Source organism: Fibrella aestuarina BUZ 2, assembly GCF_000331105.1.
GTDB lineage: Bacteria > Bacteroidota > Bacteroidia > Cytophagales > Spirosomataceae > Fibrella > Fibrella aestuarina.
Genome location: NC_020054.1, coordinates 3,370,330 through 3,386,267, shown reverse-complemented (window position 1 = coordinate 3,386,267; position 15,938 = coordinate 3,370,330). Strand labels below are relative to the sequence as shown.

Genomic DNA, 15,938 nt, shown 5'->3' with positions numbered 1-15,938 from the left:
CGTCGATGCGTTAGCGGGTCAGTATGTTGAACGCCATGCCCCGGCCGTAGCCCTGCAACAGCGCCAAGTTGATCCAGGTAAACGCCAATTGCTCGATCAGCGCAAACTTGTCATTGCCACCGAGGTCGTAACACGCACCAAAGCCGATCTCGGTGGCCAGTTGAGTCGCCACAGCCTTGCCGTGACTGCTGTGGCCCGCCACAAACATGTCGGCAGCCTGTTCACCATACGTCGGGTTGAGGATGTTCTCGAACCCCGTCGTGTTAAAGCATTTAACCACATCGCGCGTGGCGGTATGGGCCAGAACGGCGTCGGTGGTGGTGCTGAAGCCATCCGGGCCCATGCCCCGCAGGCTGTTCATGGTGTCGATGATGACTTTTCCGGTGGTATCACCCAGTGCCTGTACTACCTCGATGGCTTTCTGAGCGGGGGTGGCCAGCACAATTACGTCAGATTGGGCGGCGGCCCGTTCCGGCGAGGTAAAGCGGTCTTCCCCCAATTTAGTCGCGAGCCCGATTGATTTTTCGGATAACGGAAACCGGGCACCGACCAGAACGGTATGCCCTACTTCCGCGAAGCGTTGAGCGAGGGCTCCGCCTACGTTGCCGGAGCCAATGATGGCAATTGTCATAAAGTAAAAAGGAGTTAGGTGTCGGCTGGTCAAAAAGCGACGAGTCCGCCCTCGTTCGGGTGTTGTTGCGGGTCAGGGTTTATGGCCCGTCCACAGGGTGTAGGCCAGCCCCATCGTCAGCAGCCGGTCGTCGGGCCGAATCGCCGTGACGACAAGTTGCTCGTGGGTGGCCGTGTACAGTAGCGTGACCGTCAGCCCGCGCCAGACGGGGAAGTCGACGCCGACATCGTATTGCCAGCGGGCGTTGTTGGCGTCCGAAAAGGCGGGCTGGTAGTAGGCGTCGTAGTAGATTCGCAGGTGGCCGTCGAGTAAGGTATGCCAACCACCCAGCCAGGTCGTCGCCCGCCACAGCGCAATCGACGACGCGCCGTTGTACCGTGGCTCGTTGAAGGTCGTACCCATGAAGCGGGAGGTTTCGTAGACGCCCCCGGCCGATACGCGCAGCCCATTTTCGGGCGAACGGATCAGCCGTAAGGTTAGCCCCGCCCCCGCAAAATAGCGCAGGTCGATTTTGCGGCGATAGTTCGTCGAGACGTAAGCAATACCAAACGGGTACACCCTCCGGTCGGGACGGTAATACAGGTAGTTGCGACTAAACAGATCGTTGTCGGCCCGGAGTCCGTAAAAAGCCTGATACAGGCTCGCGTTCTGCGACTTGAACGCCCAGTACCGCGTTGGCGACACAACCAGATCGAACTTGCTACGTACCGCCGTTGCGGCTACGTTGCCCTGCTGCACGTTGCCAGCCAACGAGATACGTACCTGTAGCCGGGCGGTGTCGCTTTCTGCCAGTTGAGCCTGCGCAGGCAGGCTGCTCAGGCTCAAACCAAGTATAACGAGTCGGTAGCGCATACGTTCTGGCCAGGTACGTTACTCACCCAGGGCGTCGATGATGGCACGGGCCGTTTCGGCGCCCGAGAAGTTCTGCTGCCCCGTAATCAGGTTGCCATCGCGGATCGCGAAACCCCGCCACAGCCCGGCCTGCACGAAGTTGGCACCGAGGTTCTTCAGCTCGTCTTCGATACGCCAGGGCATCACGTGCTTGTCGCGTGCGAGGAGCCCATAGTCCCACACGGCCTTGTCGGCAAAATCTTCCTCGACGTTGGCAAAGCCCGTCACGGTCTTGCCCTTGGCCAGGTACTCGCCGTTGCTCAGTTTGGCGTAGCGCAGAATGGCCGTCCCATGGCACAGCGCCGCCGTTACCTTGCCCGACTCATAAAAATCGACAAACGTTTGGTGCAGGTCGGTGGCCTGCTCGAAGGTAAACATCGGTGCCTGCCCACCGGCGACCACCAACGCGTCAAAATCGGCCACGTTCAGGTCGGCGATGGGTTTGGTCGTATCGATCAGCGCCCGCAGTTTTTCGGTATGCATAAACCCCTGCGAGATGAGGTCCGTCGAGGAGTAGCCGCTCGCATCGTTGGGGTCGCTCATGGCATCGGGCTCGCAGCGGCCACCGTTGGGGCTGAAGAGGTCAATCGCGTAGCCTTTCTCGGTAAATTCGTAGTACGGGTTCGTCAGTTCGCTCCACCAGAAGCCTACGGGCCAGCCCGTTGTGGTGGAAAGGGCCGGATTGGCTATCACGATGGCGATGCGCTTGGGTCGTTTGGCATTGACCCGGTTGGGATCTTTCAGGCTCATGTCGTCAGTTGGTTTGTGTGTTTACTAGCGCGCTGAACAAATGTAGACCTGCCCCTATACCTTTAGGGGTATTTGTACACCGAAGTGTGATACTCTCCTTTTAGAGAGCACTTGACAACCAATTCGTTATACCCATGCCTGACTTTCTACATAACGGCAAACTCTACTACAACCCCGTCGAGTTTGCGATGAGCCATATCGGCGGGACCTGGAAAATGCCGATTCTGTGGCGGCTCAACAAACAGGTGATGCGCTACAGTGAGCTGAAGAAATACCTGCCCCACATCAGCCATAAAATGCTGACCACGCAGTTGCGCGAACTGGAAGCACACGGATTTGTGACGCGTACGGTGTTCCCGGTAGTGCCACCGCACGTAGAATACCGCATTACCGACAAAGGCCGCCGGGTGATTCCGGTCATCGAGACGATCCGGCAGTTTGGGCGCGAACTGATGGACGAGTTGGGCATTGTCGAACGGACCGGACCGTAACGCTGTCTAACCAAGCCCACGTTGGTGGCGGATTGAATCGCCGGGCAGTAAATTGGCACGAATCGCCAACATATACCGGTGGTTTCCTGTTTTGGCCGTATGCAACCTCAGCAACCTATCAGCCCGCGCGCTGCCACCGTACGCACCGGCGCCACCGATGCCTTCGAGGCCCCTGACTTTTACCAGATCGACGACCTGCTGACGCCCGAACAGAAACTGGTTCGCTCGGCCATGCGGACGTTTGTCAAACGTGAAATCACGCCAACCATCGACGACTGTGCCCAGCGGGGCGAATTTCCCGAAACCATCGTGCCCAAGTTCGGGCAGATCGGCGCGTTTGGTCCTACCCTACCCGTTGAGGTGGGCGGCGGTGGCCTCGATCAGATCAGCTACGGCCTGATGATGCAGGAGATCGAGCGCGGCGATTCGGCCCTGCGCTCGACCGTGTCGGTGCAAAGCTCGCTGGTGATGTACCCGATCTGGGCGTTTGGCTCCGATGAGCAGAAGGCTCACTACCTGCCCCGGCTGGCCAAAGGCGAACTGCTGGGCTGTTTCGGGCTTACCGAAGCGAACCACGGCTCCAACCCCGGCGGCATGGAGTCGGCGTTTATCGAACGCAGCGATTACTACCTGCTCAATGGCTCAAAACTCTGGATCACCAACGCCCCGATTGCCGACATCGCCATCGTGTGGGCGAAGAACGAACAGGGCAAAATCCGGGGCCTGATTGTCGAACGCGGTATGGAAGGGTTCTCGACCAACGACATCGAGCGCAAGTGGTCGTTGCGGGCAAGCCGCACGGGCGAGTTGATTTTCCAAGACGTGAAAGTGCCCAAGACGAATATGCTGCCCGATGCCATTGGCCTGAAGGCACCGCTGCAATGCCTCGATCAGGCGCGCTACGGCATCGCCTGGGGTGCTGTGGGGGCAGCGATGGACTGCTACGAAACGGCCCGCCGCTACACCCTCGAACGCATTCAGTTCGATAAGCCTATTGCGTCGTTTCAGTTGGTGCAGAAAAAACTAGCCGAAATGCTCACCGACATCACCAAAGCGCAACTGGTCTGCTGGCGGCTGGGTACGTTGAAAAACAACGACGCCGCCACGACAGCGCAGATTTCGATGGCCAAACGCGATAACGTCGACATGGCGCTGCGCGTGGCCCGCACCTGTCGGCAATTGCTTGGTGGCATGGGCATCACGGGCGATTACCCCATTATGCGCCACATGATGAACCTCGAATCGGTGATCACCTACGAAGGCACCCACGACATCCACCTGCTGATTCTGGGCGAAGCCATTACGGGTATTGGGGCGTTTAAGTAGAGACCCATTCCCCCGCGTCTTAGTGTTGTAGAAATCGGCCTACTGGTCTCTACAACACTAAGTCCCATGAAAAAAACGCTATTCCTTCTCCTTGTTACCGTTACCAATCTGCTGGCTCAACCCGTTGAGCGGCTGGTTAAAGTCGTGGTTACGCCCGATCATGCCGATTGGCACTATAAGCTGGGTGAAGCGCCCCGGTTCAACGTGGTCGTTTACCAGAACAACGTTCCGCTTCGGGGTGCCAACGTCCGCTATGAGATTGGACCCGAAAAAATGGACCCGACTCAGAAAGAGACGCTTACCCTGCGCGACGGCACTGCCAACCTGACGGGTACTCCTCTGAAAACGGCGGGCTTTCTGCGCTGCACCGCCACGGCGGTGGTGGACGGCAGGGAATATCGCGGCATGGCGACGGCCGCTTTCGACCCCCTGTCGATCAAACCAACCGTCGTCAACCCGACGGACTTTCAGGCGTTCTGGGACAAAGCCAAAGCCGACCTCGCCGCCATTCCCCTCGACGCCCGGATGACGCTCCTGCCCGAACGCTGCACCGGCACGGTCAATGTGTACCACGTCAACATCAACAACTTTGTACCGCCAACCCAAACCAGCACACAGGCCCGCCTCTACGGCATTCTGTGCGTGCCGAAGGCGGAAGGCAAATACCCGGCGCTGCTGAAAGTACCCGGCGCGGGCATCCGGCCCTATGCCGGGGATGTAGCGATGGCCGAACGGGGCATTATCACACTCGAAATTGGTATTCATGGCATTCCCGTCAACATGGACCCGGCTGTCTATGCCAATCTGGCCGGTGGTGCGCTAGCCAATTACCCGATGTTCAACCTTGATGACCGTGACCGCTATTACTACAAGCGGGTGTATATGGGCTGCGTGCGGGCCATCGACTTTATCGCCAGCCTGCCGCAGTACGACGGGCAAAACCTGGCCGTCACGGGCGGCAGTCAGGGTGGAGCGCTGTCGATTGTGACGGCGGGGCTCGACAAGCGGGTGAAATGGCTGGGGGCTTATTACCCGGCGCTCAGCGACATGACGGGCTACCTGAGTGGCCGCGCCGGTGGCTGGCCGCACTTGTTTACGGGTGCCAGTCTGGCCATCAACAACACGCCCCCAAAGGTCAGCACCGTTGGCTACTACGACGTGGTCAACTTCGCCCGGCTGGTAAACGTACCCGGCTACTATTCGTGGGGCTACAACGACGAAACCTGCCCGCCCACGTCGATGTACGCGGCGTATAACGTGATCAACGCGCCCAAATTGCTCAGCCTCTTCCTCGATACCGGGCACTGGACGTACCCGGAACAAACCGAAAAAATGAACAACTGGCTGGTCGAACGGCTAAAAGGGTCGAAGTGATCTGCCCCAATTAGTTGCTGACGCGAAACTCTTCGGCCGCGCGTCAGCAACTAAACACCAGCTACTTACCCGCAACCAGATGCCGCTGTACCAGGGCTTGCACGGCCTCATCGCCCATCACGGCCTGTGACGGTCGAGGGTGTTCGGGAGTGAACACGCGCAGGTCGTCTTTGGACAACAGGGTATTCGGCGTTTCATCGGGGTTACCATTGCTAAGGATTCGGTTAAGTTCGAGCTCCATGTGTTTAGCCAGAAAGCGGTAGGCGGCGGCGCGTTTGTTGGGGCCGTAATCATGCCCTTCATTGGCGAGGTGGACGTTGGCAACCTTGTCTTCAGCCCCGTAGAGCCGGTACACACCCTGCACGTAGGGATATTCTACCCTAGGCGTGTTTTTCGTCCAGTCACCCCCATCCGAGATCAGCAGCAGCGGACGCGGGGCGGCGAGGGCGGCAATTTCGGCGTTGTTGGTTTCATGCGTCGGGCGTTTATGAATGGGCATACCGCTCTCGCAGGTGCAGCCGCCGAAAAAGTGGGCCGATACCATCACCGTCGGTACCGATACCGTAACGCGCGGGTCAAGGGCCGTTAGCAGGAACGTCTGCGTGCCCCCGCCCGACTCGCCCGTTACGCCCACCCGTTTAGCGTCGGCCTCGGGCAGGCTGAGCAGGAAATCGAGCGCCCGAATGCTGTTGAGCGTTTGCAGGGGCTGCGTCGTGGGGAGTTTGTGGGCGCATTGCGTGGCCTCGCCATACCCCACCATATCAATGGCAAAGACCACCGCCCCCATGCGCGCCAGCGTTGCGCACCGCTGTTGGGCCGCCTCCAGCGAACGGCCTTCCAAGGTTTGTGAGTGCCCATGCGGACAAAGCACCACGGGGCGTTTGCCCTTAAAACCGACGGGGCGATACAGATTTCCCGTCACGAAATAACCAGGCAGACTCTCGAACGCCACATTCTCGACCGTATAGCCGTTCAACTGGCGCAGGCTGTGGCGAATAGGCTTCAGCGGGGCAAAGGCCGGTTTGTCGGGCAGGTTCATCCCCGCTCGAATCCCCTGCCGAATCAATGTTGCCCGTTTTTCCCAGGCTGTCCGTGTTGGGTACGTTCGCGCCGTGTCGGTGAGGCGTTGCGCCGCCTCGGCTTCGGTGAAGTAAGCCCCCTGCCGGAGGTCGGATCGGACCGCGTCAGGTCGGACCGCGTTAGGCTGGGCCTGAACAAAAAGCGGGCTGCCCAGGCAGCCCGCTAGTAATAAACGTAATATCGGAGCCATACACGCCAAAGCAGTACGCTCCGGTGCTTCTACCGATAATAGGCCTCGCTCCACCGAAGCTGATTCTTCAGATCGAGCAGGCGCGTATGTTCGTCGATGAGTACGTATTCGATACCCGCCATTTCGGCAAAATCTTCCATGTAGGTGGCACTCAGGTTCTGGCTGAATCCGGTATGGTGCGCGCCACCCGCGTAGATCCAGGCGGCGGCGGCCGTTGCCAGATCGGGATTGGCTTTCCACAGCACCCGCGCGACCGGCAGATTGGGCAGTTCGTGCTCCGGTTTGACGGCTTCGACCGTATTGACCAGCAGGCGGAAGCGGTTGCCCATGTCGATGATCGACGCGTTGAGCGCCGGACCCGCCGGGCAGTCGAATACCAGCCGGACGGGGTCAGCCTTGCCACCAATCCCCAATGGGTGTACCTCAGCGCGAACCGAGCCCTCGGCAATGCTGGGGCAGATTTCGAGCATGTGCGCGCCCAGCACAAGGTTGTTGCCCGGCGCGAAGTGATACGTGTAATCTTCCATGAACGAGTTGCCGCCGGGCAGGCCGGTGCCCATCACTTTCATAGCCCGCACCAGCGCCGCCGTTTTCCAGTCGCCCTCGCCACCGAAACCGTACCCGTCGGCCATCAGGCGCTGGGTAGCGATACCGGGCAGCTGCGCCAGACCGTGCAGGTCTTCAAACGTATCGGTAAAGCCTTTGAACTTCCCGTCTTCCAGAAACTTCCGCATACCCGCCTCGATTTTAGCGGCCGTCCGCAGCGACTCGTGCATGGCGCCGCCTTTGCGCAGGTTATCAGCCAAGGCGTACTGGGTTTCGTAATCGGCCAGGAGTTCGTTGACGGCGCTGTCAGGTACGTTGTTGACGTAGAAAACCAGATCGCCCACACCGTGCGTGTTGACGGAATAGCCAAATTTCAGTTCAGCCTCGACCTTGTCGCCTTCCGTCACGGCTACCTGCCGCATGTTATCGCCGAAGCGGACGAATTTCGCACCCTGCCAGTCGTGCCAGCCCGCCGCGACCCGCGCCCAGGCGCTCAGTTGCTCGTGCACGGTCGTGTCCTGCCAGTGGCCTACCACCACCTTCCGGTTCAGGCGCATCCGCGACATCATAAACCCAAACTCCCGGTCGCCGTGGGCCGACTGGTTCAGGTTCATAAAGTCCATGTCGATCTGGCCCCAGGGAATGTCGCGGTTAAACTGCGTGTGCAGGTGCAGGAGCGGTTTCTGTAGCTGTTTCAGCCCCCGAATCCACATTTTGGCGGGCGAAAACGTGTGCATCCAGGCCACCAATCCGATGCAGTTTGGATCGACGTTGGCCTGGCTGAGCAGGTTGTAAATCTCGTCGGGCGTGGTCAGCACGGGCTTGTACACCACCCGCACGGGTAGTTTACTGTCGAGTTCCGCGACAATCTGCTGTGAATGGGCCGCTACCTGCCGAAGCGTTTCTTCGCCGTATAGGTGCTGACTCCCCGTAATAAACCAAAGGTCAAGTGTTTTGAGCATACCATTTTTCGTTCAACGTTCCACGTCCAATGTTCAAGATCGCTTCGTAAGAGAGCAACGTTGACCATTAGACCTTGGACTTTGAACGCATTTCATTGTCCGTAATACGAATTGGCGCCGTGTTTGCGCTCGTAGTGTTTTTTGATCAGGGAAGCGGGCAGGCGGTTGACGTCGGGCCGCAGCGTGCAGCTCAGGTAAGCCATCTGGGCAATGGCTTCCAGCACGCCTGCATTGTAAACTGCTTTTTCGATGGTTTTACCCCATGTAAAGGGCGCGTGGTTGGCCAGCAGCACCATTTCTACCTCGTCGGGGGTCAGGCCGCGCCGGGCAAATTCCTGCAAAATCTGGTTGCCCGTTTCGTGTTCATAATCCCCTTCGATCATCGTGGCGTCCATCGGAGGGGCGCAGGGTACGTCGACCGTCAGGTGGTCGGCGTGGGTGGTGCCGAGGATCGGAATATCGAGTTGGGTCTGCGCCCAGGCCGTCGCGTAGGTCGAGTGCGTATGCACGATGCCGCCAAGGCCCGCCCAGTTTTTGTACAGCACCGCGTGCGTTTTCGTATCCGACGAGGGGCGCTTACTGCCTTCCACCACGTTGGCGTCGAAATCAACGATCACGATGTCGTCGGGCGAGAGCGTGTCGTAGGGAACGCCGCTCGGTTTGATGGCAAATACGCCCCGCTCCCGATCGACCACGCTCGCATTCCCGAAGGTAAAGATCACCAGCCCCAGCTTCGGCAACTGCATATTGGCCTCGTAACAGGCTTGTTTTAATTCGTTATACATGGATAGTGTGGCGAATAATGCACGATGTATGATGTACAATGCACAATGAGTCAGATGGCGTAGCGCTACCGCGAGCCAGTGTGCATTGTACATCGTTCAGTATACATTATTCATTATTTACCGTTTTGCTCGACAAATTGGCCCAGCGCTTTATACCGCTGGAACAGGCGTTCGTAGCGGTCGGCGTTGGCCGGGATGGGTGTGTAGGTGGCATCAAACCCGCTGCCCATGGCCTGCATGGCCGTGGGTACGTCAGGGTGTATACCGGCGGCGACGGCGGCGTACATGGCCGCGCCGAGCGCAGGGGCCTGTTCTGAGGTAGCAATTTTGATGGGGCGATTCAGCACGTCGGCGAGGGTCTGCATCACGAAAGCCGATTTTTTGGCCACGCCACCCAGCCCAATTACCTGCCGGATGGGGATACCCTCGCCTTCAAACCGCTCTACGATGGTCCGCGAACCGAAGCAGATGGCTTCGACCAACGCCCGGAAAATTTCGGGGGCGCCAGTGCCCATGTTGAGGCCCGTGATGGCCCCCTTCAGCGTCTGGTTGGCGTCGGGTGTGCGGCGGCCGTTGACCCAATCCAGGGCCAGTACGCTGCTCAGCTCGGGGTCGACAGCTTCGGCGGCGGTTGAGAGTTCACCCATCAGCCGACTGGCGATGTCCTGCCGGAGGGCCGTTTTCTGCTCATCCGACAACGTACCTGACGAGTCGACCAGCCGCAGCGGCCACTCGAGCACCCGCCGGAACCAGGCCAGCAAATCGCCAAAGGCCGACTGCCCCGCTTCAAGGCCGAGCATACCGGGCACGATGGAGCCATCGACCTGGCCGCAGATGCCCCGCACGAGTGTGTCGGCCACGTCGGCGGTGGGTGCCACCACCATGTCGCAGGTCGACGTACCCATCACTTTCACCATCGAATAGGGCTCAATCTGCCCGCCGATGCCACCCGCGTGGGCGTCGAACGTACCCACGGCCACGACCGTGTCGGTAGTGAGGCCAAGGCGCGTGGCCCACTCGGCCGAAAGTGTTCCCGTCGATTGATCGGCGGTATACGTATCGCTGAACAGACGGTCGCGCAGGCCGGCCAGTTTGGGGTCCAGGTACGTCAGGAACGCTTCCGAGGGCAGGCCGTTCCAGCCTTCGTGCCAAAGTGCCTTGTGGCCCGCCGCGCATCGGCTCCGTTTCAGGTCGGCCAGCGACGAACCGGTGAGCAGCAGCGGGATGTAATCGCAATGCTCCATCCACGAGTGCGCAGCCTGAGCCACCGCCTCGTCGGTGCGGACAATGTGCATGATTTTGGCCCAGAACCATTCCGACGAATAGATACCCCCCTCAAAGCGGGTGTAATCCCCTTCGTCGGGGTGGGTTTCGGCCCAGGTACGTGCCTTTTGGTTGATTTCGTCGGCTTCGGCTACGGCCGTGTGGTCTTTCCACAGCACAAAATGGCCGTTGGGGTTATCGGCAAAGGCGGGCGTGAGGCCCAGCGGCACCCCGTCGGCATTGACGGCAACCGGCGTGGAACCGGTGGTATCGACAGCGATGCCGCGCACGTCGGCGGCGTCGACTTCGGGCGAGGCGGCGAGCACGGCCCGGATGGTCGTTTCAAGCCCTTCGATGTAGTCGAGGGGGTGTTGCCGAAACTGATTGCGGGCCGGGTGGCAATGCAGACCGGCCTGCCAGCGTGGGTACGTGAATACCGACTGGGCCAGTTCGCGCCCGTTGCTGGCATCGACCAGCACCGCCCGCACGGAGTCTGTACCGAAGTCGAGGCCAATTACGTAGGCTATCATAAATGAGAAGGTAGGGGGTCCTTGGGCTAGGCTGCCACTGGCCAATAGGGCTATTACCTGCCAACAGGCAGACAACGACAGCTAGCGCGGTACAAATAAAAAAAGAACCTCTGGCATTCTACCGGAGGTTCTTTTACGAAAGCTAAGCTAAAATTGACTATTCGTAGGCTATGCGGCTCACAATGCTGCGCCCAAGCGTGATTTCGTCGGCATATTCGAGGTCACCACCGATGGGAATACCCCGGGCAATGGTCGATACGCGCAGGCTGAAGGGCCGTAGTTTTTTCTGGAGATAGAACGCCGTGGTGTCGCCTTCCATCGTGGGGCTGAGCGCCAGGATAATCTCTTTGACGGGCTCGTCGCCTTCGTTTTGCTGGGTCAGGCGCTGCAACAGCGAGTCGATGTGCAGATCGCTGGGGCCAACGCCTTCCACGGGCGAGATGATGCCACCCAGCACGTGGTAGAGCCCTTTGTATTGGGCCGTATTTTCGATCGCCAGCACGTCGCGGGTGTCTTCCACCACGCAGATCGTGGAGCCGTCGCGGCGTGGATTGGCGCAGATCGAGCAGAGCGTGTCGTCGGAGAGGTTGTGGCATTTGCGGCAGTATTGCACTTTCGTGCGGGCCGCCACCAGCGCCTGCGCCAACGTCTGGGTTTGGTCTTCGTCGCGTTTCAGCAGGTGTAACACCAGCCGCAGGGCGGTCTTTTTACCAATGCCCGGCAGCTTCGACACCTCCGTCACCGCATCTTCAATAAGCTTCGAGGGAAACTCCATGTATAGAGAATGTACAATGAATAGTGTACAATGTACAATGGATTGCCGCACATGACAGTTGCTCCCTTACAGGAACCTCATTGTACATCGTACCGCATTGTACATTGTGCATTCAGTTAAGCACCTCGGCAGAAATGCCCCGGCGGCAGATTTCATTTCGCATGGGGACCAACTCCTCAAAGCCACCGTTCTTGACGGTGCATTTGCCCTTGTAGTGGATCAGCAGAGTGCATTGTTCGGCCTGTTCGGGCGTGTGGTGCACCACGTCGATCAGGGTGTCGATCACGTGTTCAAACGTATTGACGTCGTCGTTGAAGACTACCAGGTTGTAGACTTCTGTCTCAACGACTTCGTCCAATACCTCAACGTCTGGTTCTGAGAACGGCATCATAACTGGGCAAGTTGTTGGTTTGATTGTTGGCAAATTTACGGAAATTTGGCCGGTTAATCCCCTTTATACTAACCCCGCGAGTCGGTTAAAAGTTGCCCCTCTGAGATGAATTCCACTACTGCGCTGATTATTCTGATTGCCTATTTTGCCATGCTGATCGGAGTGTCGTACTACACCTCGCGTGGGGCCGACACCAACACGTTTTTCACGGCTAACCGCCAGTCGCCCTGGTACTTAGTGGCCTTCGCCATGATCGGCACGTCGCTGTCGGGCGTCACGTTTATTTCGGTGCCGGGCGCCGTGGGCGGGGTCTTCAAAGGGTTCGAGGGCTACAAGGGCTTCTTCTACTTCCAGGTGGTGCTGGGCTACATCATCGGCTACTACGTCATCGCCACGGTGCTGATGCCGATGTACTACCGCATGAACCTGATTTCGATCTATGGGTATCTCGAAAAACGCTTCGGGTTCTGGTCATACAAGACTGGCGCGGGCTTTTTTCTGCTGGCCCGGACGGTCGGCTCGGCGCTGCGCCTCTACGTGGCGGCGGGTGTGCTGCAACTGGCCATTTTCAACGATCTGGGCATTCCCTTCGAAGCGTCGGTTGCCATCACCATCCTGCTGATCTGGCTCTACACGTTTAAGGGCGGGGTCAAAACGATCATCATCACCGATACGCTGCAAACGACCTTTCTGGTAACGGCAGTAGCCCTGACGATCGTGCTGATTGCCCGGCAACTGAACCTGAATACATCGGAAGTGACAGCGGCCATCAAAAGCAGCCCCTACTCGCAGGTATTCTTCTTCGACAATTTCAACGACCCGCGTAACTTCTGGAAGCAGTTTATTTCGGGCGCCTTCATTGCCATCGTGATGACGGGGCTGGATCAGGATCTGATGCAGAAAAACCTGACCTGCAAGAACATTGGCGAAGCCCAGAAAAACATGTTCTGGTTCACCATCACGCTCACCATCGTGAACTTCATGTTCCTGTGCCTGGGTGCGTTGCTGTACATCTATGCCAACACCAAGGGCATCGACGTACCCGCCAAAACCGACAACCTGTACCCGATGCTCGCGCTGAACCACTTCGGTCCGGTGGTAGGCATCACCTTCCTGCTAGGCATCACCGCCGCCACCTACGCCTCGTCGGACTCGGCCCTCACGGCGCTCACCACGTCTTTCTGCATCGACTTTATGGAGGTGGAACGGCGCCCCGAAGCCGAGCGGTCGCGCATTAAGCACTGGGTGCACATTGGGTTCTCGGTGCTGTTCTGGGTGGTGATCGTCATCTTCAATCAGTTCAACAACGGTGACCTGATCACGGCCGTGTTCGACCTGGCGGGCTATACCTACGGGCCCCTGCTGGGCCTTTATGCCTTCGGCCTGTTCAACAAACGCCCCGTCCGCGATGGGTGGGTGCCGCTCGTGTGTATCCTCTCCCCTTTCCTGACCTACTACGTGAATGCGCATTCGAAGGAGTGGTTCAACGGCTACACCTTCAGCTTCGAACGGCTACTGCTCAACGGCCTGTTCACGTACCTGGGCCTGTGGCTTCTGTCGCGCAAATCAACGTCGCAACCGGTAACGGTGTAGGTACGTTAGCAAGGCTAGCGTGTGGTTTGTTCGTTTAGCGGCGGCAGTATGTAGCCCATTTGTGCAGCTATTGGCGGGTCTGACACGATCCTGACCGGGTGGGCTTTCGGTCTACAGTAGCCGGGTTTAACTTTTCGGGTTCGGGGCCTGTTTGTATTAGGCCGGTCGATTAAATGATCGCCGGCCTTACCATGTATCGCCCCATTCTACTACTCTTTTTCTCCCTGCTACTGATGGCTCCGGCCTGGGGGCAGGTGAAACGCCCGTCTCGCACGAAGCGGCCGCAAAATCCCTACCGACGAGCTTACCAGAAAGGAGAGTTCACGCTCCCCCCAACCGACTCCACCTCGCCACGGGTCCCGTTTGTCCACTTCCCGTTTCCGCTCACCAAGGGCATTAGCCGGGCCACGCTGGGCGTCACGTTCACCACAACCCCCCGCGACATTACCGAAGAGGTGCAGTTGAGCGTACCCGCCGGCGACCTGGTCGTGCTCCACGGCCTGACCGACAACCTGGCCCTGACGGGTCGGTTTACGTTTCAGTTCTTACAGAACAACGCCTCGGCGGGGCTGCGCTACAGTTTCCCGATCAAGGGCCGCTTCTATGGGTCGATCGGGGCCGAAGCGGGCGCCTGGTTTGGCTCCCTCCAATTAGCCCAATTCAACAACCGGGGTTTTGGTATCCAGGGCCGACCAACGGCCGCGATCGGGTTTCGTTCGTCGCGCGACCTGCTGGTTACGCTGCGGGGCGAGCTTGACATGAGCTTCTTTTACCGGTCGCGGGTAGGGCAAACCGTCAGCGAACGGGGTCGGGTACTCTACAATGGGGCCGGGGCCACGATTACCCTGGAACAGGCCTTTTTTGGGCGGCGGCACGTGGCACTGGGTTTCCGGGCGCTGTATACCGACTTCAACTGGCAGTTCTGGTCGCTGTATTCCACTTTCGACCGCGCCATCTTTTACCCGGAGGCCTTTATCGGCTTCTTCTTATAACCTATAAGACTGGTCCGTTACGGCTCGACACCCGCTCGATCCGCAAGCGCGCCTATCCAACGACATTACTACCTATGCGATCGCTTTCGTTTCAACTTATACTAATCAGCCTGTTGGGCTATCTGATCGGCTGCCGACCGGGCCTCGACAATACTGTGCCGTTTCCCAAGCAGTTGGGCGAGGGGCTCAATACGGAAGGCGCCAAACTGCTCTACACCCAGACGCGCAAAGCCTGCGAAGGCGTGTATACCATTGCCGATGGGTCCGACGCCTTTGGCGACGAATTGGCCGCCAAATGGTCGTATACGGTCAAGGCACCGGGCGATACCACCCACTACCTGACGCTTTTCTGCGAACCGCAGGCGGCTTTCTTTATTCTGGAAGGCCGGCAGGTGGGCGACTCGCTGGTCTTTGAAGGGTTCTGGCGGCGGTTGGTCAACTCCGAAACCGGCACGGCTCGTTTCATCGTGCAGAAAGGCAATGGCGGTAGCGTCTTGCTCGATCCGGCCTGTTGCCAGCCTATTCCGCCGGGGCAGGTTGTCTTTCGGGGTTTTTATGGTCTGGGCGAAGAGGCGCGGCGGTTTCCAATGTCGTTCGTGTCAAACCGGCCGCTGAATCCCAAGCCTTTCCAGATTCTGGCGCACCGGGGTGGCGGCCGTACCTCTGACCTGTTGCCTGCCTCCGAAAACTCGGCGGAGATTATCCGGCTGGCACCCCGCCTGGGCGCAACCGGCGTGGAGATCGACATCCGGCAAACCAAAGACGGCGTCCCGATCCTGTACCATGACAACCAGCTCAACCTGCGCCTGACCCAGAAAAACGGGCTGATCGGGCCGATCGAAGAATACACCTACAAGCAACTGTCGTCGTTTGTCCGGCTGATCAACGGGGAAAAAATCCCGACGCTTGAGGAGGCGCTTACGGCCGTTGTTTACGATACACCCCTCGAAACGGTCTGGCTCGACACCAAAGACGTGCGCGATATGGAACTGGTGCGGCAGATTCAGCAAACGTATCAGCAACGGGCCAATGCGCTGGGCCGACGGCTGACGATCTACATTGGCTTGCCTTCCGAAGAAACCGTGACGCAGTTTGAGCAGCTGCCTAACCATCAGCAGACGGTTTCGCTTTGTGAGCTGGATACGGCCACGGCCAAACGGATCAACGCCAAGGTCTGGGCACCGCGCTGGACCCTGGGTAACCCCATTGCCGAGACCAAGGCCATGCAGGCGCAGGGGCGGCGCGTCTTTATCTGGACGCTCGACGTACCCAGCTTCATTGAACAGTTCATTAATGACAATACCCTCGACGGTATCCTCACCAACTACGCGCCCGTTGTGGCTTATTACCACTATGTCAAGCAATAAG

The 15,938-nt window shown here is 58.8% G+C and carries 15 protein-coding genes; 6 read left to right on the top strand and 9 right to left on the bottom strand.

What is annotated here, in order from left to right:
• Positions 1–10 precede the first annotated feature (10 nt).
• The 3 genes from FAES_RS13780 to FAES_RS13770 form a co-directional block, all read right to left on the bottom strand.
• On the bottom strand, positions 11–631 hold the full coding sequence (locus FAES_RS13780) for an NADPH-dependent F420 reductase (protein WP_015331836.1): 621 nt from the start codon (positions 629–631) through the stop codon (positions 11–13).
• 72 nt (positions 632–703) lie between these two features.
• Entirely contained in the window at positions 704–1,483 is a 780-nt protein-coding gene (locus tag FAES_RS13775) for a DUF481 domain-containing protein (RefSeq protein WP_015331835.1), read from the bottom strand.
• An 18-nt stretch (positions 1,484–1,501) separates the two neighbouring features.
• Complete coding sequence (locus FAES_RS13770; protein WP_015331834.1) at positions 1,502–2,272, bottom strand: type 1 glutamine amidotransferase domain-containing protein; 771 nt, start codon at positions 2,270–2,272, stop codon at positions 1,502–1,504.
• A 134-nt stretch (positions 2,273–2,406) separates the two neighbouring features.
• On the opposite strand from FAES_RS13770, the gene FAES_RS13765 reads away from it, so the two are divergent.
• From FAES_RS13765 to FAES_RS13755, 3 genes are all read left to right on the top strand, one after another.
• The gene (locus FAES_RS13765; RefSeq protein ID WP_015331833.1) at positions 2,407–2,763 is read left to right on the top strand and encodes a winged helix-turn-helix transcriptional regulator; all 357 of its coding nucleotides are present in this window, start codon (positions 2,407–2,409) and stop codon (positions 2,761–2,763) included.
• A 99-nt stretch (positions 2,764–2,862) separates the two neighbouring features.
• Positions 2,863–4,089, top strand: a complete 1,227-nt coding sequence (locus FAES_RS13760) for an acyl-CoA dehydrogenase family protein (RefSeq protein ID WP_015331832.1) — start codon at positions 2,863–2,865, stop codon at positions 4,087–4,089.
• 66 nt (positions 4,090–4,155) lie between these two features.
• Complete coding sequence (locus FAES_RS13755; RefSeq protein ID WP_015331831.1) at positions 4,156–5,463, top strand: acetylxylan esterase; 1,308 nt, start codon at positions 4,156–4,158, stop codon at positions 5,461–5,463.
• Positions 5,464–5,524: 61 nt separating this feature from the next.
• Here FAES_RS13755 and FAES_RS13750 read toward each other — a convergent pair whose 3' ends face one another.
• The 6 genes from FAES_RS13750 to FAES_RS13725 form a co-directional block, all read right to left on the bottom strand.
• Positions 5,525–6,733 carry an alpha/beta hydrolase family protein gene (locus tag FAES_RS13750; protein WP_015331830.1) on the bottom strand — a complete coding sequence of 403 codons (1,209 nt, stop codon included), beginning with the start codon at positions 6,731–6,733 and terminating at the stop codon, positions 5,525–5,527.
• 29 nt (positions 6,734–6,762) lie between these two features.
• Positions 6,763–8,241, bottom strand: coding sequence for an L-arabinose isomerase (gene araA / locus FAES_RS13745; RefSeq protein ID WP_015331829.1), 1,479 nt, complete (start codon positions 8,239–8,241; stop codon positions 6,763–6,765).
• A gap of 92 nt (positions 8,242–8,333) precedes the next feature.
• Positions 8,334–9,026, bottom strand: coding sequence for an L-ribulose-5-phosphate 4-epimerase (locus tag FAES_RS13740; protein ID WP_041257863.1), 693 nt, complete (start codon positions 9,024–9,026; stop codon positions 8,334–8,336).
• Between the two features lie 113 nt (positions 9,027–9,139).
• The gene (locus tag FAES_RS13735; protein ID WP_015331827.1) at positions 9,140–10,819 is read right to left on the bottom strand and encodes a ribulokinase; all 1,680 of its coding nucleotides are present in this window, start codon (positions 10,817–10,819) and stop codon (positions 9,140–9,142) included.
• A gap of 157 nt (positions 10,820–10,976) precedes the next feature.
• Positions 10,977–11,594: a recombination mediator RecR gene (recR, locus tag FAES_RS13730; protein ID WP_015331826.1), complete on the bottom strand. Its 618-nt coding sequence runs from the start codon at positions 11,592–11,594 to the stop codon at positions 10,977–10,979.
• A 112-nt stretch (positions 11,595–11,706) separates the two neighbouring features.
• Positions 11,707–11,985, bottom strand: coding sequence for an ATP-dependent Clp protease adaptor ClpS (locus tag FAES_RS13725; protein WP_015331825.1), 279 nt, complete (start codon positions 11,983–11,985; stop codon positions 11,707–11,709).
• A gap of 105 nt (positions 11,986–12,090) precedes the next feature.
• Here FAES_RS13725 and FAES_RS13720 point away from each other — a divergent pair, with 105 nt between their 5' ends.
• The 3 genes from FAES_RS13720 to FAES_RS13710 all read left to right on the top strand — a co-directional run bounded on the left by FAES_RS13720 (position 12,091) and on the right by FAES_RS13710 (position 15,937).
• Positions 12,091–13,578, top strand: a complete 1,488-nt coding sequence (locus FAES_RS13720; protein ID WP_015331824.1) for a sodium:solute symporter — start codon at positions 12,091–12,093, stop codon at positions 13,576–13,578.
• Positions 13,579–13,769: 191 nt separating this feature from the next.
• Positions 13,770–14,570, top strand: coding sequence for a hypothetical protein (locus FAES_RS13715; protein ID WP_051054139.1), 801 nt, complete (start codon positions 13,770–13,772; stop codon positions 14,568–14,570).
• Positions 14,571–14,644: 74 nt separating this feature from the next.
• Positions 14,645–15,937 carry a glycerophosphodiester phosphodiesterase gene (locus FAES_RS13710; RefSeq protein WP_015331822.1) on the top strand — a complete coding sequence of 431 codons (1,293 nt, stop codon included), beginning with the start codon at positions 14,645–14,647 and terminating at the stop codon, positions 15,935–15,937.
• The last annotated feature ends 1 nt before the right edge of the window (position 15,938 follow it).